The organism is Yoonia sp. 72, from assembly GCF_034652275.1.
In the GTDB taxonomy this organism is placed as follows: domain Bacteria; phylum Pseudomonadota; class Alphaproteobacteria; order Rhodobacterales; family Rhodobacteraceae; genus Yoonia.
Window position 1 is genome coordinate 101,014 of sequence record NZ_JAXIWG010000004.1, and the last position, 17,110, is coordinate 118,123.

Annotated in this window: 20 protein-coding genes; 4 read left to right on the top strand and 16 right to left on the bottom strand. The window is 62.2% G+C overall.

Annotated features, from left to right (window positions below):
* Nucleotides 1-6 precede the first annotated feature (6 nt).
* From VCK47_RS15580 to VCK47_RS15635, 12 genes are all read right to left on the bottom strand, one after another.
* The gene (locus tag VCK47_RS15580; RefSeq protein ID WP_322891578.1) at nt 7-291 is read right to left on the bottom strand and encodes a hypothetical protein; all 285 of its coding nucleotides are present in this window, start codon (nt 289-291) and stop codon (nt 7-9) included.
* A 25-nt stretch (nt 292-316) separates the two neighbouring features.
* On the bottom strand, nt 317-997 hold the full coding sequence (locus VCK47_RS15585) for a PspA/IM30 family protein (RefSeq protein WP_322891577.1): 681 nt from the start codon (nt 995-997) through the stop codon (nt 317-319).
* Between the two features lie 100 nt (nt 998-1,097).
* Nucleotides 1,098-1,694, bottom strand: a complete 597-nt coding sequence (locus VCK47_RS15590) for a TetR/AcrR family transcriptional regulator (RefSeq protein WP_322891576.1) — start codon at nt 1,692-1,694, stop codon at nt 1,098-1,100.
* A gap of 74 nt (nt 1,695-1,768) precedes the next feature.
* Entirely contained in the window at nt 1,769-2,302 is a 534-nt protein-coding gene (locus tag VCK47_RS15595; protein WP_416236683.1) for a cell wall hydrolase, read from the bottom strand.
* Nucleotides 2,299-3,528: a mandelate racemase/muconate lactonizing enzyme family protein gene (locus VCK47_RS15600; protein WP_322891575.1), complete on the bottom strand. Its 1,230-nt coding sequence runs from the start codon at nt 3,526-3,528 to the stop codon at nt 2,299-2,301. Before VCK47_RS15600 ends, VCK47_RS15595 begins: the two co-directional genes overlap by 4 nt.
* Before the next feature lie 130 nt (nt 3,529-3,658).
* Nucleotides 3,659-4,738, bottom strand: a complete 1,080-nt coding sequence (locus tag VCK47_RS15605) for a zinc-binding dehydrogenase (protein WP_322891574.1) — start codon at nt 4,736-4,738, stop codon at nt 3,659-3,661.
* 72 nt (nt 4,739-4,810) lie between these two features.
* Nucleotides 4,811-6,028, bottom strand: coding sequence for a TCR/Tet family MFS transporter (locus tag VCK47_RS15610; protein ID WP_322891701.1), 1,218 nt, complete (start codon nt 6,026-6,028; stop codon nt 4,811-4,813).
* A gap of 42 nt (nt 6,029-6,070) precedes the next feature.
* Entirely contained in the window at nt 6,071-6,775 is a 705-nt protein-coding gene (locus VCK47_RS15615) for an alpha/beta fold hydrolase (RefSeq protein WP_322891573.1), read from the bottom strand.
* Nucleotides 6,768-7,553 (bottom strand): 3-oxoadipate enol-lactonase, encoded by a 786-nt coding sequence (gene pcaD, locus VCK47_RS15620; protein WP_322891572.1) that lies wholly within the window; start codon nt 7,551-7,553, stop codon nt 6,768-6,770. Before pcaD ends, VCK47_RS15615 begins: the two co-directional genes overlap by 8 nt.
* Entirely contained in the window at nt 7,553-8,515 is a 963-nt protein-coding gene (locus VCK47_RS15625) for a threonine/serine dehydratase (RefSeq protein ID WP_322891571.1), read from the bottom strand. The genes pcaD and VCK47_RS15625 overlap by 1 nt, the downstream gene beginning before the upstream one ends.
* Nucleotides 8,512-9,330: an alpha/beta hydrolase gene (locus VCK47_RS15630; protein WP_322891570.1), complete on the bottom strand. Its 819-nt coding sequence runs from the start codon at nt 9,328-9,330 to the stop codon at nt 8,512-8,514. Before VCK47_RS15630 ends, VCK47_RS15625 begins: the two co-directional genes overlap by 4 nt.
* Nucleotides 9,330-10,007, bottom strand: coding sequence for a haloacid dehalogenase type II (locus tag VCK47_RS15635; RefSeq protein ID WP_322891569.1), 678 nt, complete (start codon nt 10,005-10,007; stop codon nt 9,330-9,332). Before VCK47_RS15635 ends, VCK47_RS15630 begins: the two co-directional genes overlap by 1 nt.
* A 129-nt stretch (nt 10,008-10,136) precedes the next feature.
* On the opposite strand from VCK47_RS15635, the gene VCK47_RS15640 reads away from it, so the two are divergent.
* Nucleotides 10,137-10,571 carry a peptidylprolyl isomerase gene (locus VCK47_RS15640; RefSeq protein ID WP_322891568.1) on the top strand — a complete coding sequence of 145 codons (435 nt, stop codon included), beginning with the start codon at nt 10,137-10,139 and terminating at the stop codon, nt 10,569-10,571.
* 94 nt (nt 10,572-10,665) lie between these two features.
* Here VCK47_RS15640 and VCK47_RS15645 read toward each other — a convergent pair whose 3' ends face one another.
* Together VCK47_RS15645 and VCK47_RS15650 are read right to left on the bottom strand one after the other, a co-directional pair.
* The gene (locus VCK47_RS15645; RefSeq protein WP_322891567.1) at nt 10,666-11,457 is read right to left on the bottom strand and encodes an enoyl-ACP reductase; all 792 of its coding nucleotides are present in this window, start codon (nt 11,455-11,457) and stop codon (nt 10,666-10,668) included.
* A 4-nt stretch (nt 11,458-11,461) separates the two neighbouring features.
* Nucleotides 11,462-12,691: a beta-ketoacyl synthase N-terminal-like domain-containing protein gene (locus VCK47_RS15650; protein ID WP_322891566.1), complete on the bottom strand. Its 1,230-nt coding sequence runs from the start codon at nt 12,689-12,691 to the stop codon at nt 11,462-11,464.
* Nucleotides 12,692-13,001: 310 nt separating this feature from the next.
* Here VCK47_RS15650 and VCK47_RS15655 point away from each other — a divergent pair, with 310 nt between their 5' ends.
* Nucleotides 13,002-14,558: an ATP-binding protein gene (locus VCK47_RS15655; RefSeq protein ID WP_322891565.1), complete on the top strand. Its 1,557-nt coding sequence runs from the start codon at nt 13,002-13,004 to the stop codon at nt 14,556-14,558.
* Nucleotides 14,559-14,640: 82 nt separating this feature from the next.
* Here VCK47_RS15655 and fabA read toward each other — a convergent pair whose 3' ends face one another.
* A complete protein-coding gene (gene fabA, locus VCK47_RS15660; protein WP_322891564.1) occupies nt 14,641-15,150 on the bottom strand; it encodes a bifunctional 3-hydroxydecanoyl-ACP dehydratase/trans-2-decenoyl-ACP isomerase in 510 nt (169 codons plus the stop codon).
* 147 nt (nt 15,151-15,297) lie between these two features.
* Here fabA and irrA point away from each other — a divergent pair, with 147 nt between their 5' ends.
* Nucleotides 15,298-15,714: an iron response transcriptional regulator IrrA gene (gene irrA / locus VCK47_RS15665; protein ID WP_322891563.1), complete on the top strand. Its 417-nt coding sequence runs from the start codon at nt 15,298-15,300 to the stop codon at nt 15,712-15,714.
* A 57-nt stretch (nt 15,715-15,771) separates the two neighbouring features.
* A complete protein-coding gene (locus tag VCK47_RS15670; protein WP_322891562.1) occupies nt 15,772-16,287 on the top strand; it encodes an REP-associated tyrosine transposase in 516 nt (171 codons plus the stop codon).
* Here the strand turns inward: VCK47_RS15670 and VCK47_RS15675 are convergent.
* Nucleotides 16,226-17,083, bottom strand: a complete 858-nt coding sequence (locus tag VCK47_RS15675; RefSeq protein WP_322891561.1) for a glycosyltransferase family 2 protein — start codon at nt 17,081-17,083, stop codon at nt 16,226-16,228. The genes VCK47_RS15670 and VCK47_RS15675 overlap by 62 nt on opposite strands.
* Nucleotides 17,084-17,110: the final 27 nt, after the last annotated feature.

The following is a 17,110-nucleotide window of genomic DNA, read 5'->3' on the forward strand; positions in this document are numbered from 1 at the left end:
CAAGGATCAGATATCCTTGTCGGCGTTGACGTATTCGGCCAGCAGCTTTTCGTTGCGCGCGGCTTCCAGACGGGTGATCCGGTCCTCGGACAGACGGTCGTCAAAGCGGTATTTGACGAAATTTACCAAGGCCAGCGTCAAGAGCAGGACACCGATGCCCCAAAATCCTTTGGTGGACAGCGGCACGTCGGGCGACAGCCAGAGCGAGAGGCCGAGCATGGCGTAGGCCACGACGACGGCGGCACCGTTGAAGAACATGATGAGGGCATTGTCGGAACGGGAAGTATGCATTTTTGATCTCCTTGAAGTAATGGGGTTACTTTTGTGCGGCTTTCAGGCGGGCCAGCACATCATCGGGGGTGGACCGCGTGGCATGGCCAAAGCCTGCATCGGCCATCCGGTCGGTGATGCTGCCGCCGTCCAGATCGCGGTTGATATCGGCCAGAATCTCTGACCGCTCGAACGGGTCGTCGCGGCCAAGCACGCGGGCAATCAGTTCCTCGGCCTCGTCCACGCTGGAGGAGGTCACACCGCTGCGGTGCATCCGCATCTGGATGTCCTGTTCGCGGCGCACGGCGCGGGCCTGAATGGCACCCTGTTTCAGGTCGATGATCCGGCGATGTCCGGCCTCGATCGAGGACCGCAGGCGCATGACCTTTTGATCCAGCCGTGCCAGCGTTTCGGCGCGCAGCGTCAGTTCGTTTTCCATCGCGGCGATGGCGCGGGCCGCCTCGGACGCCATGTCCTCGCGGTCGCTGGCAAGTGCCTCCTGCGCGCGGCGGGTCAGGTCAGCGATGCGGGACTTGAGGCCCGCGTGCTGCTTTTCCTCGGACCGCTGGCGTTGGATCAGGCTGGCAAGCGTGGCTTTGGCCGCGCGCAGGCTATTGTCGCTTTCGCGGATTTTCTGGTCGATCAGTTCGATCGCGAAGGCGTCGCGAACGCGGTCTTCGGCCCGTGCGTTCTGCCCGTGGATCAGGGTGGCAAGTGTCTTGAACATCTGTCTCTCCGTTTTCATCAGCGTGAACGCTGTTCATGAAATTGGAGATAATGTGTGGCATGATTCCCGTCAAGAGAAATAATGAACAATGTTCACAAAATTATCCGGTGGTTGAGATCTGCCGCAGCACAAGGGCGATCATCCGGTCGATATCTGTCGAAGGCACCCCCGCGCTGGCACGGTCCAGCCCCAACAGCACAATCCCGTGCACTGACGAAAACAGCGCCCGCGTCAGCAGCGCATTGGTCTGCGCGTCGTTGTCGGGAAAGATCACCTGCAACGGATCGGCGATATAGGTGAAGAGCTGCCCCATTTCCTGCAGATACCAATCGGGGGCGGTGGCGTCGGGCGCGCGTTCCAGATCGAACAGCGCGCGCCAGCTATGGTGGTTGGCGGCGGCGAAATGGTGATAGGCCTGCGCCATGACGACCAGCTGTTCGACAGGGTCCTGCGGTGCCTCGGCCAGCGACGCCGCCACATCCGCGCCAAGGCGGTGGAAGGTGCGCGCATTCACGGCCAGCACCAGATCGGTCAGATCGCCAAAGACGTTATAGATCGCGCCTACGGCACAGCCTGCCTCGCTTGCCAGATCGCGGGCGCGCAGCGCGCCCAACCCTTGGGTCGCGATCACACGCTCTGCGATCTCGATCAGGTTCTCGCGCAGCGCCTTGCGCCTTTCTGCTACCTTGCCTGTCATGCTGCCTCCTGCTGAACGGGGTTCAGTGTAACGGGGGGTGAAGTGGTTGGAAAGAGCGGGGGACCGCAAAGCCATCACCGCCCCGTGATACCTTCGGTCGCAGGCAGCGGTCGGGGCGCTGTCACGTTCTCGGGTCTGCGCCGTTCGTAAAACGCATTGCCGCCTGTCGTGACGACATAATGCATGTTGTTGAACGATGCGCGGTAGGTCGCGGCATGAAAGAACATCGCACCCGCAACATCGGGGTGGCGTTCGCCCGCAAGCACGGATTGCGCCGCCGCCCTTGCAAGCGGAGCCGAGCGGCTTTCCATCGGCTTGGTCATCACGCCGGGGGCGAACTGGTTGCGCTGGCTGACCACGCCGCAGACGGTGTTGGGATAGGCGTCAGAGTCGACCCTGTTCATCACCACGCTGCCGACCGCGATCATCCCGTCACGGCTGGACCGGATGGATTCGAAATACATCGCGCGCGCCATACATTCGATGTCGGCAGACGGCGCATTGAAGGAGGACGACGGCGACGACGGCCCGCCACAGGCCGCCAGCAGCGCAAGACAGGCCGTTGCCAGCGTGACCGTGCGGGATGAAAAACGGCGTCGCACGATCATACCTTCACCGGCGCACCACCCGCAAAGCTGTTGACCCCGTGATAGCCGATGGCGTCTTCCTGCATCTGCAAATGCAGCCCATCGCCGGTATAGGGATGCGCGCGGGCGAGATCCTCGTCGAAATCGATGCCCAGACCGGGGGCGGTGGGGACGGGGATATAGCCACCCTCGACACTCAGGCTGTTCTTGATGAGTGCCATGTGGAACGGTGTTTCGATGGTTTCGGCCATCAGGATGTTAGGGATGGACGCCGCAAGCTGGATATTGGCCGCCCATTCGACGGGGCCTGCGTAAAGATGCGGGGCCACCTGCGCGTTATAGACCTCGGCCATCGCCGCGATCTTTTTCGTCTCCCAGATCCCGCCCGACCGGCCCAATGCCGGTTGCAGGATCGTCGCCGCCCCGCTGCGCAACACGGTCGCGAATTCGGCCTTGGTCGTCAGCCGTTCGCCCGTGGCGATGGGGATCGGCACAGCACCCGCGACCTTGGCCATTTCGGCTACATTGTCCGGCGGGATCGGTTCTTCGTACCACAGCGGGCTATAGGGCGCGATGGCTTGGCCCAGCCGGATCGCGCCGCCGGTGCTGAACTGACCATGGGTGCCGAACAGCAGGTCCGCGCGGTCGCCCACAGCCTCGCGGATGGCTTTGCAAAAGGCGACCGACAGTGACAGATCATGCATCGACGGCATATGCCCGCCGCGGATCGTATAGGGGCCGGCGGGGTCGAATTTGACGGCCGTATAGCCTTGGCCAACCATGTCGAGCGCGACTTCGGCCGCCATATCGGGGCTGGACCAGAAATCGGGCAGGGGGTGTGACGGGCGGGGGTAAAGATAGGTATAGGCGCGGATGCGGTCGTTCGTGCGCCCGCCGATCAGCGCATGCACGGGGCGGTCGCGGTCTTTGCCCAGAATATCCCAGCAGGCCATCTCAAGCCCCGACCACGCGCCGATCACCGTCAGGTCAGGGCGCTGGGTGAAGCCAGCGGAATAGACGCGGCGGAACATCAGTTCGATATTCTCGGGGTTCTCGCCCGCCATGTGCCGCGCGAAAACGTCCCGAATGACGGCCTTCATCGCCTCTGGCCCGACCGAAGACGCATAGCATTCGCCGAAGCCCACAACGCCCGTGTCGGTCGTGACCTTGGGGATGATCCAGTACCGCCCGCCCCAGCCGGGGGCAGGGGGGGCGGTAACGATGATGTCGAGATCGGCAAGTTTCATGGCTTTGTCCCTGATCTGAGGGCGAGGCCCCGGGTCAGGCCCGGGGCGTGGTTTTTCATCGCAGTTGTGGTGGTCGGGGTGGGTTCGTGATGCCTCCGGCGGTGATATCTGGGCTCGGATGATGGGAGGGTTAGTCGAAGACGATCACATTGCGTTTGGCTGACCCCGTCTTGGTATCGGCAATCGCCTCGTTGATCTGCTCCAGCGACCAGCGGCCCGAGATCAGCTCGTCCAGTTTCAGCCGCCCCTGTTCGTAAAGATCGACCATCCACGGAATGTCCCGCGCGATGACCACATCGCCCATCTTGGACCCGACCATGCCTTGACCTGTTGCCGCCAGCATCACGGGTTCATAGGTGGACATGGCGCCCGAATGGGGCATGCCCACCATGATGACCTTGCCGCCATTGGCCAGATATTGCGGCGCCTGATCGTAGGCGGGGATCGCGCCTACGGTCACGAACACCGCATCAGCCCCGCGCCCCATCGCCTCTTTCGCGGCGCGCCATGGCTTGTCGCTGGTCGCCAGCACTGTGTCGGTTGCCCCGAATTCGCGGGCAATTTCCAGTTTTTCGGGCGTCATGTCGACGGCAACGATCCGGCGTGCACCTGCGATCCGCGCGCCTTGGATCGCATTGAGGCCAACACCGCCCGTCCCGATCACAACCACATCCTGCCCTGCACGCAATTGCGCGGCATTCACCACCGCACCAATGCCGGTAATGACCCCGCAGGCGAGCAGCGACGCGGCCTCCATCCCGATGGTATCGGAGAGTTTCACGACCTGGCTTTGGCTGACGACGACCCGTTCGGCAAAGCCGCCCGTGTTCATCGCCTGATGCAATGGCCCGCCATCCGCTGTGGTCAGCGGCCCGCTGGCCATATCGCTTTCGCAGGCCACAGGCCGCCCGCCCGCGCAGGACGGACAGGTGCCGCAGGACCGGATCAGCGTCACGACCACCGGATCACCCAAGGCCAGCCCGCGCACGCCCTCACCCACGGCGGTGACATGGCCTGCCGCCTCGTGGCCATAGACCGCAGGCAGGGTGCCGCCCCAGCCACCGTCGATATAGGTCACGTCGGAGTGGCAGATGGCGCAGGCTTTCAGCGTGACCTCAACCTCGCCATGATGGGGGGCGGCAAGGTTCACGGTCTCGATGGTCAGGGGTGCGCCGAAGGCGTGGCAGACGGCGGCTTTGATCTGGGGCATGATGGGTCCTGTGGTCTGGTTCACCGGCCAACCTGAAGGGACCCGCCCTCGACTGCAAGTCTGAACGCGACCTTAAATGACGCGGGCGCGCTTTGGCCGTGGTGTCTGGATAAAGACCACGATGCAGCCGATGGTCAGCAGGGCTGACAACAGGAATGGCGCGCCGGGCAGGTAGACGGGGGCGGTGGGCGTGGTGAAATACCAGAAGGTCTGCGTCACCAAAAGCGGCGCGATGATCGTCGCCACCGCGTTGATCGAGGTGATCGTGCCCTGTAATTCACCCTGCTGGTTGTCGGCGGCGGTGCGCGACATGATCCCTTGTAGCGCTGGTCCCGCGATCGACCCCAAGGCCGTGAGCGGTGTCAGCGCCAGCGCGATCCAGCCGTTGGTCACAAAGCCAAGCGCCACAAAAGCCGCCACGTCGATCCCCAGCCCAAGGATAACAGCGCGGCGTTCCCCGATCCGTTTGATGATGGGCCGGATCAGCAGCCCTTGCACGACCGCGATACCCACACCAAAGACCGCCAGCGACAGCCCGATCATGCCCGGCCCCCAGCCGAAACGCTCGGCCCCGAAATAGGCCCAGACGCCGGGATAGACGAAAAACGCGACCGTGTAGACGAAGGTGATCAGCAACAGCCGCTTGAGCCCTGGCAATGCGCCGATGTTGCGGAACGCGCCGAAAGGGTTCGCGCGGCGCCAGTCGAACGGGCGGCGGATGCGGTCGGTCACCGTCTCGGGCAGGACGTAATACCCAAAGACCGCATTCGCCGCCGCTAGCACCGCCGCTGCCCAGAACGGTGCGCGCGTGCCGTATTCCGCCAGTATCCCCCCGATCAGCGGGCCAAGGATGAACCCCATGCCGAAGGCCGCCCCGATCAGGCCGAAATTGGCGGCCTTTTCCTCGGGTTTTGATATATCGGCCATATAGGCGGCGGATGTCGATTGCGTCGCCGCCGTGATCCCGCCGATGATCCGCGCGATCAGCAGCAGCCAGATCGTCTGCGCCAGCGCCATCAGCACGTAATCAAACGCCATGATGACCAGCGAAAGGATCAGCACCGGCCTGCGCCCGTACCGGTCCGACAGGCTGCCCAGCGTCGGGCCAAAGATGAACTGCATCGCGGCAAATATCGTCGCCAGTACGCCGCCCCAGACAGCGGCTTGCCCCAGCCCCGCACCCTCGACCTCTTGGATGAGGGCAGGCATCACGGGCAGGATCAGCCCGATCCCCATCGCGTCCAGCATGACCGATATCAGAATGAAAGTGACGGGAAGGCGTTTGTCCATCTGTGCAAATTCAGGCCGTTCCGTCCCCTTTGCAAGCGTCATTCAGACCGACTTTGCGATCCGGTCCAGATGCTGCGCCAAAAGCGCAGGGTCCGACAGGAATGGCGAATGCGATGTGGGCAGGTCGGCGACCGTGCCTGCGGGCCAGTCTGCGGTCATCGTCGTCTGAAACTCCGGCGGAATGGTGCGGTCGTCGCTGCAGCGCAGATAGTGGCGGGGCAGGGTGTGCGTGGGCACCAGCGGCGTCTCCTGCGGCAGGATCGGCTGCGGGCAAAGCTGCGCAATCGCCCAAGCGGCGCGGTCTGGCGGGACGTCGTGATAGAACTTCTCGGCCGCTTTCGCCGTATCGACGCGGAAGGTCACACGCGCCTCATCCACGATGATCGCGTCGAGCAACGGCTGAGACGGCGCCATCCGCCGCATATCGGCCAGCGACTTGCCCGCCATCGGCACATAGGCGCAAAGATAGACCAGCGCGCTGATCTTGTGTGGCGCAAGCTCTGCCGCGGCGGTGATCGGATAACCCGCCATCGAATGCCCCATTAGAATGACCGGCGTATCAATCGCCGCGACAATCGCGCGGGCGTAAAGGTCGAGCGTGACATCGCTCGCCGGCGTGCTGTCCTGCCCATGCGACGGCAGGTCGATAGCGCGCGCCGTATGACCCATGCCAGTCATATACGGGATCAGGTCATCCCAGCACCATGCCCCGTGGCAGGACCCGTGGATCAGCAGGAAATCAGACATGGCCCACAGCTTTCATGAAATCCGCCAGATGCGCGGCATAGGTTTGGGGGTCCTCGACGCAAGGCAGATGGCCTACACGCCGCATCAGCACGAACTGCGATCCGGGGATCAGATCGACCGTTTCGCGCACAAGGTCCGGCGTCGTCGATCCGTCGTCGATCCCCGCGATGCCCAGTGTCGGGATGCGCAGGCCCGCGGTCGGAGTGTAGAAATCGGTGCCTGCAATCGCGGCGCAGGTGCCGGTGTAGCCCGCGACAGATGTGCCCTCCAGCATCGCGCGCCAAGGCTGCATCGCGGGCGTGCCGTAGAAACCGCGCGCGAACCAGCGTTGCAGAACGGCGTCCGACAGGGCCGTCAGCCCCTTGGCGCGCACCGTGTCGATCCGGTCTTGCCAGAGTTTCGGGTTGCCGATCTTGGCGGCGGTGTTGGACAGCACCAGCGCGCGGATCAGGTCGGGGCGTTTGACCGCGAGCCCCTGCGCCACCATCCCGCCGACCGACAGGCCCACGAACAGCGCATCGCGCACACCCGCGGCATCGCAAACCGCCTCGGCATCGCTGACCAGCTGGCCCATGCTGTAGGGGCCGTCTGGCGCGTCCGACGCGCCGTGGCCGCGCATGTCATAGCGGATGATCCGCAATCCTGCGGGCAGGAGGGCTGCGACCTGATCCCAGATCGCGCGGGTCGTTCCCAGCGCATTGGCAAAGACCACAGGCGCGCCAGTGTCCGGCCCGCTGACATCATAATCCAGCGCCACGCCGTCGCGGACGACCTGCATCAGGCTAGCGCCTTGGCAAAAGTCGCAGGATCGACGTTGCCGCCTGTGGCGACCGCGATCACCGCATCGCCCTCGCTGGCATCCGGATGGAACAGCGCCGCCGCCAGCGCCACCGCACCGCCCGGTTCCAACACGATTTTCAGCCGGTCGAAGGCCAGCGCCATCGCCTGCAAGGCCTGATCCTCGGTCACGACGACCCCCGGCCCGCAATGGTCCTGCATGATCGGAAAGGTCAGATTTCCGGGCTGCGGCGTGATGATCGCATCACAAAGCGAGCCTGACAGCCGTGCGTTCCGCTCGATCCGACCACTGGCAAGCGAGCGTGTCGCATCGTCGAACCCTTCGGGTTCCACCGGCCGCGCGCGCAGGCCCGGCGCATCAGCCGCCAGCGCAAGGGCGATGCCGGAGGTCAGTCCGCCACCGCCGCAACAGACCATCACATCGGCGCGGGTCACCCCCAAAGCGGTCATCTCGGCTGCAATCTCAAGCCCGCAGGTGCCTTGGCCCGCGATGACCAGCGGTTCGTCGAAGGGCTTGATCAGCGTCAGCCCGCGTTCGGCGGCCAGCCTGTCGCCGATTTCGTCACGATCCTCGGTCGCGCGGTCATAAAGCACGACCTCGGCCCCGAAGGCGCGGGTGTTGGCGATCTTCACAGCGGGCGCATCGGCGGGCATGATGATGACAGCAGGCGCGCTATGGCTGCGCGCGGCCAAGGCCACGCCTTGCGCATGGTTGCCGCTGGAAAAGGCGATCACCCCCTTTTGCAGCGCGGCGGGCGACAGCGCCGATACGGCCGACCAGCCACCCCGGAACTTGAACGATCCGGTGTGCTGAAGGCATTCGGCCTTCACGAACACCCGTCGCCCCGCGATCGCATCCAGAAACGGCGAGGTCAGGATCGGCGTGCGCCGCGCATGGCCTGCGAGCCGTTCTGCCGCAGCACGGATCATCTCGATATTCATTGCATTTTCTCCAGCCATGCAGACAGCGCATCCAGCGCCTGTGGTTCATCCAGAAACGGCACATGCCCGCGCCCCGGCACATCGGCGCGGATCATGTCTGGGCGGCGGCGGGCCATTTCATCCGCCGTCTGCACCGTCAACAGGTCCGAATTCGCGCCACGGATCAAGGCCAGCGGCAGGCCCTGCAACGTGTCGAACAAAGGCCAGAGGTCCGGCACCGGCTGCGCGCCCGCCGCCAGCACCGCATCGCGCAGGCGCGGGTCATAGCGGATGACCAGCCCGTCGGGGGTCTCTGCATAATGCGCCTGCACCTCGGCCAGCCAGCGGTCCATCGGGACGCCTGTGAAATGCGTCCAAAGCGTCGCGCGCGCTTCTGCGGCCTCGGCATAGGTTTTCTGCGCCGGGTTGCGGCCGATGTAATCCTTGATGACGGCCAGACCCGCAGGCGCGATCTCGGGTCCGATGTCGTTCAGCGCGACCCCGATCAGCCGGTCCTTGGCGGTGGCCGCCAGCATCATCGCGATCAGCCCCCCGCGCGAGGTGCCGAGGATCGCGGCACGGCCCAGCCCCAGATGATCCATCAGCGCCAGCACATCGGCGGCTTCCTGCGGGATCGTATAGGTTGCGGGAGCGGCCCAATCCGATTGCCCGCGCCCGCGATAATCGGGCCGGATCAGGCGCACGGGCAGATGCGGGGCGACATGGTCGAAATCCGCGCCGTTGCGCGTGAGCCCTGCGAGCGCGATGACAGGCAGGCCGGTGCCTGCATCGGTGTAGTGCAGCGACAGGCCGTCAGGCGTGGTGAAATGCGGCATCAGACAAGCTCCGGAATGGTGACAAGATCGGGCAGGGTATGGTGTGGCTGGGCGTAAAGCCTGTCCATCGGATCGCCCGCACGGTTGACCCAGACCGTACGGAACCCGTAGCCCGCAGCCCCCGCCGCGTCCCAGCCGTTGGAAGAGACGAACAGCACCTGATCTTTGGCACAGCCGAACTGCGCGCCCACCAGATCATAGACGCGGGCATGGGGTTTGAAGACGCCCACGCTTTCGACACTGAGCACTGCGTCAAGCTGCGGGGCGATGCCGGCCGAAGTGACGGCGGCGTCCAGCATGTCGGGCGATCCGTTCGACAGGATCGCGGTGGCAAACCCCCGCGCCTTGAGGGCGGCCAGCATGGCGGGAACCTCTGCATAGGTTGGCAGCTGGCGATAAAGCGCCAGCAGGCGGGCGCGCAAGGCGGGATCGTCCAGCCCCTGCGCGTCCATCGCCCAGTCCAGCCCGTCCTGCGTGACCTGCCAGAAATCGCAATGCCGGTCCGCCACCGCGCGCAGCCACGTGTATTCAAGCTGCTTGCGCCGCCAGTCGCGCGCAAGCGCGGGCCAGACCGCCGCCAGCGCCGGATAGGCAGGGTCCTTGGCCGCCTCGGCCGCCGCCGCGTTCACGTCGAACAAGGTGCCATAGGCGTCAAAAATACAGGTCGTGATCGGCATGCAGGCCCCCTTTGGCGCGAACTTGGCACGGCGGGCGCGCGGCGGAAAGAGGCAAAGCGGTTTGCAATCGGGGGCAGGCCTTCCTAGGTTGAGGGGGCGATTTATTGAGAAAACGAAAGGAAAGACGCGATGACACAGGCCAAAGCGGGCGATACCGTCCAGATCCATTACACCGGCACCCTGCAGGACGGGGTGACATTCGACAGCTCTGCGGGGCGTGATCCTCTGGAATTCGTGGTCGGGTCCGGCCAGATCATCCCCGGGCTTGACGCCGCGATCCCCGGCATGGCCGTGGGCGAGAAAAAGACCGTGCATGTGCCCTGTGCGGACGCCTATGGCGACCACAACCCCGAAGCCCAGCAAGCCGTACCGCGCGACAATATCCCCGCCGATATCCCGCTTGACCCCGGCACACAGTTGCAGATGCAGACCCCACAGGGTCAGGTGGTGCCCGTGACCGTCGCGCAAGTGACCGAGACCGAAGTGATGCTGGACGCCAACCACCCGCTGGCGGGCAAGGATCTGACCTTTGATGTCGAGGTCGTGGCGATCAAGGCTGCCTGAGGCGGCAGGGGAGGCCCCGGATCAAGTCCGGGGCGGATATGGGGGCGCCCCTCCCATATCCCCGCGAGTATTTGGGGAAAAAAGAAGGTGCAGGTCAGACCAGATGGTCGGGCTGCGGCATTCCCAAGACGTGGAAACCGCCATCGACGCGGATGATCTCGCCGGTGGTGCAGGCACCCGCGTCTGAGGCGAGGTAAACGGCAGTGCCGCCCACAGCCTCGAGCGTGGCATTTGCGCGCAGCGGCGTGTTCATTTCCGTGTGCTTGTAGGTCTTGCGCGCCCCGCCGATGGCGGCACCGGCCAGCGTTTTCATCGGGCCGGGGCTGATCGCGTTGACGCGGATGCCTTGGGGGCCAAGGTCATTGGCCAGATAGCGCGTGGCGGATTCGAGTGCTGCCTTGGCGACACCCATGACGTTGTAGAAAGGGGTGACGCGGTTCGATCCCTGATAGGTCAGCGTCAGGATGGTGCCGCCATCGGGCATCATTGCAGAGGCGCGCGCCGCCACGTCGATGAAGGAATAGCAGGAGATCGCCAGCGAATTCTTGAAATTCTCGCGGCTGGTGTTGATGAAACGGCCCGTGAGTTCATTCTTGTCGGAAAAGGCGATAGCATGGACCACGAAATCGAGCGTGCCCCAGCGGTCCTTGAGCAGGGCGAAGGCCGCATCCATGCTGGCGTCATCGGTCACGTCGACATCGACCATGATGTCCGAACCCACCGATTGCGCGAGAGGTTCGAGGCGCTTGCCAAAAGCCTCGCCTTGGTAGGAGAACGCCAGTTCCGCGCCCGCCTCGGCCATGGCCTTGGCGATGCCCCAGGCGATCGAGCGATCGTTCGCGACGCCCATGATCAGCCCGCGTTTGCCCTGCAATGTGATCGTCATTGTCTTACCCTTGATATTTCGACAACAGCATCGACCCGTTGGTCCCGCCAAAGCCGAAGGAATTCGTCATCACCGTGTCGAGCCCCGCATTGTCGACACGCACTGTCGCAATTTCCGCCGGATCAAGCGCGGGGTCCAGTGTTTCCACGTTGATGGACGGCGCGATGAAATCGTCCTGCAACATCAAGAGGCAATAGATCGCTTCTTGCGCACCCGTCGCCCCCTGGCTGTGGCCGGTCATCGATTTGGTCGAGCTGATCGGCGGGGTTGTGCCGCGGCCAAAGACGCGGCGCACGGCCTCGACCTCGCCCACGTCGCCCACGGGGGTCGATGTGCCATGCGCGTTGATATAGCTGATCTTGCGGCCAGCGGGCAGGGTTTTCAGCGCCCCGCGCATCGCACGTTCGCCGCCTTCACCGGAGGGGGCGACCATATCGGCGCCGTCTGAGGTGGCGGCAAAGCCCGTCACCTCGGCGTAAATCTTCGCGCCGCGAGCCAAGGCCCCGTCCAGCGTTTCCAGCACCACCATCGCGCCGCCGCCTGCGATCACGAAACCGTCGCGGCCTGCGTCGAACGCGCGGCTCGCGCGCTCTGGCGTGTCGTTGTATTTCGACGACATCGCGCCCATCGCGTCAAAGAGGCACGACAGCGTCCAGTCCAGCTCCTCGCCGCCACCCGCGAACATGATGTCCTGCGTGCCGAGTGCCACCTGCTGCGCCGCCATGCCGATGCAATGCAAGGACGTCGAACAGGCCGAGGTGATCGAGAAATTCATCCCCTTGATCTGATGCGCCGTCGCCAGATTCGCGCTGACGGTCGAGGACATGCATTTGGGCACCGCAAAAGGCCCGATCCGCTTGGTCGCGCCCGTTTCGGTCACGACGTTATGGGCGGCGAACATGGCCGAGGTGGACGGGCCGCCCGACCCCGCGATCAGGCCCGTCATCGGGTTGACGATCTGGTCCGGCGTCAGCCCCGCATCGGCAATCGCCTGCCCCATCGCGATATGGGCATAGGCCGCACCGGGGCCCATGAAGCGCAACGTGCGCTTGTCCACATGATCGGCCACGTCGATCTTGAGCGTGCCGGCCACGCGGCTGCGAAAGCCGTGTTCGGCCATTTCCGCAGAAGCGACGATGCCGGACGTGCCGGCCTTCAGCGCGGCGGTGACTTCGGTGGCATTATTCCCGATGGGCGAGACGATCCCCAACCCGGTGATGACAACACGGCGCATGCGGCCTCCCTAACTGGCTTTCGCCCGTGTGTAGGGGAGAGGAGGCGAGGGGGCAAGTGGGGGAGGGTGTTCGATGCTTACCGTACTCAATCAAATCACTTAATCCTTAAATCGCCAGATTTACTTGATCGGCGGCGCTATCATAATCTAGTATGTCGAGCTATGGTCGACATACTGCCGGTAGATTAGGTATTCTCGCCCCGAGTCCACATCTAGTATGTCGACCACAGGTCGACATACTAGATGTGGTGGCTCTTGGGCTGATCTACATTTGGTATGACGAAGCCCGCTCGACACACTGGATGTAGTAATGCACGATGACCAATTAAGTCTGCCATTTGACGAACCTTTTTCTGTGAGTGACCAACCGGGCCTCTGGACGCCGCGTGACATCTGGGTTCGCTTCACACAGCGGATGATACAGCATTTTGCAGAAGATCGAAGGATCGATTATAAATCATCCAGAAAAATTCAGATGGATGATCTTGCGATATATCTAAGTTGTTTTTCAAATACACCGGACGGTGGTGTTTTATGCTACGGTGTCGCCGATAACGGTGAAGTTCTCGGATGTAGTTCTTTAGATCAAAAGATTATTAACTGGATAGAAACTTGCCACTTGCAGCGGTGTCCGTTGGCCAAGCCGGAGTTTAAGCGTGTTCCAGTTATAATTGACGGTAAGCAAGACTATCTCATTGTCGTGTATGTCCCTTATCTCGGAAAACTTGTTGAAACCAACAAGTCTGAGGCATGGATTCGATATGGTGATACAAAACATAAAATGTCTGAAGAAGAGAAAAGAGATTTTAGAGCAACGAGAAATGAAGTGGCTTTTGAGCATGAAAGAGCAAACGCACTTTACCCCAGTGATTTCAACCTTTCTATAATTCAGGACTTCTGCGATGAATTTCGGTCAAGAGAGCAACGACAAAAGTGGTCCAACGAAGAGATACTTGTCGACCGCTATCTGCTGGAAAAAGATCAGGGAAAGTATTATCCCCTGAATGCTTTAGTTCTTTTGGCTGGAAAGTTTCCTGGTAAGACTATTCCGGGTTGCCGAGTCCGTGTTCAGAGGTTTGACGGAGAGAAAGAAGGTTCAGGTGAAAGCTATAGGCCAATCAGAGATCGATTCTTTGAAGGTTCAGTTGTCGAAATTATTCAAAAAGCCTCAAAATATATCGAAGATTCTTTACACAATGTTACATGGTTGAATGCCGAGGGCAAGTTTGTAACAACGCCAGAGTATCCAAAGTGGGCATGGTTCGAATCTCTTGTTAATGCTTGTGTCCACCGATCTTATTCATTCTCAGGTACAGACACGACAATCAAGATATTTAGTAATCGGATGGAGATTGAGAGCCCGGGAGGATTTGTTCCGCCGGTTAATGAAAAGACGATTTATGATCTACGTGCATCGAGAAACCACCACTTCATGGATGCTATGCGGTATCTTGGCTATGTTCAGATGGCGCGTGAGGGGACACGGCGGATCAGAGATAGTATGGCAGAGTACAATTTGCCGGAACCTGAGTTTCGACAGGAGGCCTTGCATGGGGTGGTTGTGAGAGTCACTTTGCAGAATGACCACGAGAAGCGTAATCGCTCAAGTGATAGGGATGTTGCTGTTCATTTTGGAGAAGACCAGTGGCGGCTAATGCAAGAGCATGAGATAAAAATCGCAGCATATGCTTATAGAAACGGGAAGATACAAGTCTCTGAGGCACAGAGGCTAACTGGTAGAACATGGGCTACCTCAAAGAAAGACCTTGAGCGACTGTGCCGCAAGCGAATTTTGGAATTTGTGCCCGGAGATTATTCGAGGGATCCAAAGGCGCATTATAAATTGGCTAACGAACCGAATAGATAGCTCAAATCACTCGCAAAAAAGCCTTGCCATTGTTCGCATCTTTATTTGCATTTGATTGATGATGACTGAAAATCCCCCCCCCTCAACTCTCGCTGAGCGCCACTTTCATATCCGTCACCTGATAGATCACCTCGCCGTCGGCCTCGACGATGCCGTTGGCCACGCCCATCGTCAGGCGGCGGGTTTGCAGGGCCTTGGTGAAATCGACCTTGTAGGTCAGCATCTTGCGGTCGGGGCGGACCATGCCGGTCAGCTTGACCTCGCCCACGCCCAAAGCATAGCCGCGCCCTTGCCAGCCGCGCCAGCCAAGGTTGAACCCCGTCAGCTGCCACAGGCCATCGAGCCCCAGACAGCCCGGCATGATCGGGTTGCCCGGAAAGTGGCAGTCAAAGAACCACAGGTCCGGCGTGATGTCGAATTCGGCGACCACATGCCCCTTGCCGTGCAACCCGCCGTCGCCCGAAATCTCGGTGATCCGGTCCATCATCAGCATCGGCGGTGCGGGCAGTTGTGCGTTGCCGGGGCCGAACAGCTCGCCACGGGCGCATTTCAAAAGGGCTTCTTTGTCGAAACTGGTGGGGAAATCGGCCATGGCGGGGGTCTCGTTCTTGTTTGCGGTGTGATCCGACCAGTATCACCGCGCGCTCCGTGAGGGCAAGACCAAGGGTCGCCTTGCGTCTTTTCGTTTGATTTTGGCGGGTTTCTTCCCATATTAAGGGCGAGGCAAGGGACAGACCTGATGAAAGACATGCAGAACCACCGCGGAACCGACTGGCTGGCAGGCGCGGGATTGCGCCCGACACGGCAGCGGCTGACGCTGGCCGAGCTGCTGGTGGGCGACGGGCAGAACCGCCATGTCACCGCCGAAAGCCTGTTCGATGCCGCCAGTGCCGCGGGCGAAAAAGTGTCTTTGGCCACGGTTTACAACACGCTGCGCGCCTTTTGCGATGCGGGCCTGATGCGCGAGATCACGGTCGATGGCTCGAAAAGCTATTTCGACACCAATATGACCGATCATCCGCATTTCTATTGGGAAGATACCGCCCAGCTGACGGATGCGCCGGTGGAGCAGCTGGAAATCCGCCGCCTGCCCCATGCGCCTGCGGGGGCCGAGATTGCATCGGTCGATGTCGTGATCCGGCTGCGCCGCAAGTAAGCTGCATCGGCGTCCAGCTTACATGCTAAATTAACCATTCTGCCCCAAGCTGACCGGATGACACAGTTTATCCGGCGCGACGTCCCCGGCGGGACCTTTTTCTTTACCGTCCGTTTGCAGGACCAGCGGTCCGACCTGCTGACCGCGCGCATCGGCCTGCTGCGTGATGTCGTGCGGCTTTGTCAGAAACAGGCGCCGTTCCGCATCGATGCTGCCGTGATCCTGCCTGCGGAACTGCATATGATCTGGACCCTGCCTGCGGGCGATGCCGACGTTGCGGGGCGCTGGCGGATGATAAAATCCACCTTTGCGCGGCACGTGCCGGTGTCTGGCGATATGATCACCGGCGCAGGCATCTGGGCGCGCGAGGGCAAGCACCATCCGATCCGGGACGCGGAGGATTTCGCCCTGCACATGCATCTGATCGCCACGGCCCCCGTCCGCGCGGGCCTTGTGCAGCGCGCGACCGACTGGCCTTATGCGTCGTGGCAATCCCGCAAAGGAACGGCCTTCAGAACCATTGCCCCGGTTCCATCATCCCCAGATCCAGCAACTGCTGTGCCTGCCATGTGAACCGCACCGATTTCGGCCAGTGAAACCCCGCGATCGCGTCGCGGCTGCCGGGGTTGCGCCGCAACGCCTTGGCCGCGCGGAACGAACAGATTGCGGCGGTCACGCTGTGGTGCCACGGGCAGGCATAGGTGTTGTATTCGGGGTCGCTGAACCGGCGGTCCGGCCCCATGACCACCCCCTTGGCCGCACGGAAAAATCCAATACGGTCCAGCCTGCGCCGGTCGGGGGGGACATGGTCCTCGAACCGCCAGCGCAGCCCGCCGAACACTTCGACCTGCCGATCAAGCGCCGCGCCCGTTGGATCAAGCCGCGGTGTCGCGAAATATCCCGCGCTGTCGAACCACGTCTCCTGCAAATCCACCGCATCGGGATGGGCGGTCAGGTCGCGGGCATAAAGGTCGATTACATGGGTCATCACGCTGTCGCGCCGTTCCTCGGTGACGAAGGTCAGCATCTCGCGCACGCTGCGGGCCTCGCTGAAGGTAAAGAACAGGAATTCTGCGTTGTAGCAGTAGAATATCCATGCGCCGCGTGCTGCCGCACTGACGGTATTGACGATCTCTTGCAAGGCCTCGGGGCGGGTCACGTCGTGATCCACGCGGTGCAGCGGCACATCGTCGGGCAGGGCGATCGCCGGATCGCAGAACGCGACCACGCTGGCGAACCCAAGCGCCACATGGTGCCGGATCGTCTGGTCCACCGCGACCGCATCCTCGATCAGGATCAGGCAGACCGGCCCCTTGGACAAGGCGCGCGCGGCATCGGCGGTCAGGGCGGCAAGGCTGGGGTAGTGCATGGGCGGCGGGCATCCGTGAAAGGCCCG

Coding starts and splice junctions, on each gene's coding strand:
- VCK47_RS15580 (WP_322891578.1), bottom strand. CDS start 291: ATGCATACTTCCCGTTCCGACAATGCCCTCATCATGTTCTTCAACGGT.
- VCK47_RS15585 (WP_322891577.1), bottom strand. CDS start 997: ATGTTCAAGACACTTGCCACCCTGATCCACGGGCAGAACGCACGGGCC.
- VCK47_RS15590 (WP_322891576.1), bottom strand. CDS start 1,694: ATGACAGGCAAGGTAGCAGAAAGGCGCAAGGCGCTGCGCGAGAACCTG.
- VCK47_RS15595 (WP_416236683.1), bottom strand. CDS start 2,302: ATGATCGTGCGACGCCGTTTTTCATCCCGCACGGTCACGCTGGCAACG.
- VCK47_RS15600 (WP_322891575.1), bottom strand. CDS start 3,528: ATGAAACTTGCCGATCTCGACATCATCGTTACCGCCCCCCCTGCCCCC.
- VCK47_RS15605 (WP_322891574.1), bottom strand. CDS start 4,738: ATGCCCCAGATCAAAGCCGCCGTCTGCCACGCCTTCGGCGCACCCCTG.
- VCK47_RS15610 (WP_322891701.1), bottom strand. CDS start 6,028: ATGGACAAACGCCTTCCCGTCACTTTCATTCTGATATCGGTCATGCTG.
- VCK47_RS15615 (WP_322891573.1), bottom strand. CDS start 6,775: ATGTCTGATTTCCTGCTGATCCACGGGTCCTGCCACGGGGCATGGTGC.
- pcaD (WP_322891572.1), bottom strand. CDS start 7,553: ATGCAGGTCGTCCGCGACGGCGTGGCGCTGGATTATGATGTCAGCGGG.
- VCK47_RS15625 (WP_322891571.1), bottom strand. CDS start 8,515: ATGAATATCGAGATGATCCGTGCTGCGGCAGAACGGCTCGCAGGCCAT.
- VCK47_RS15630 (WP_322891570.1), bottom strand. CDS start 9,330: ATGCCGCATTTCACCACGCCTGACGGCCTGTCGCTGCACTACACCGAT.
- VCK47_RS15635 (WP_322891569.1), bottom strand. CDS start 10,007: ATGCCGATCACGACCTGTATTTTTGACGCCTATGGCACCTTGTTCGAC.
- VCK47_RS15640 (WP_322891568.1), top strand. CDS start 10,137: ATGACACAGGCCAAAGCGGGCGATACCGTCCAGATCCATTACACCGGC.
- VCK47_RS15645 (WP_322891567.1), bottom strand. CDS start 11,457: ATGACGATCACATTGCAGGGCAAACGCGGGCTGATCATGGGCGTCGCG.
- VCK47_RS15650 (WP_322891566.1), bottom strand. CDS start 12,691: ATGCGCCGTGTTGTCATCACCGGGTTGGGGATCGTCTCGCCCATCGGG.
- VCK47_RS15655 (WP_322891565.1), top strand. CDS start 13,002: ATGCACGATGACCAATTAAGTCTGCCATTTGACGAACCTTTTTCTGTG.
- fabA (WP_322891564.1), bottom strand. CDS start 15,150: ATGGCCGATTTCCCCACCAGTTTCGACAAAGAAGCCCTTTTGAAATGC.
- irrA (WP_322891563.1), top strand. CDS start 15,298: ATGAAAGACATGCAGAACCACCGCGGAACCGACTGGCTGGCAGGCGCG.
- VCK47_RS15670 (WP_322891562.1), top strand. CDS start 15,772: ATGACACAGTTTATCCGGCGCGACGTCCCCGGCGGGACCTTTTTCTTT.
- VCK47_RS15675 (WP_322891561.1), bottom strand. CDS start 17,083: ATGCACTACCCCAGCCTTGCCGCCCTGACCGCCGATGCCGCGCGCGCC.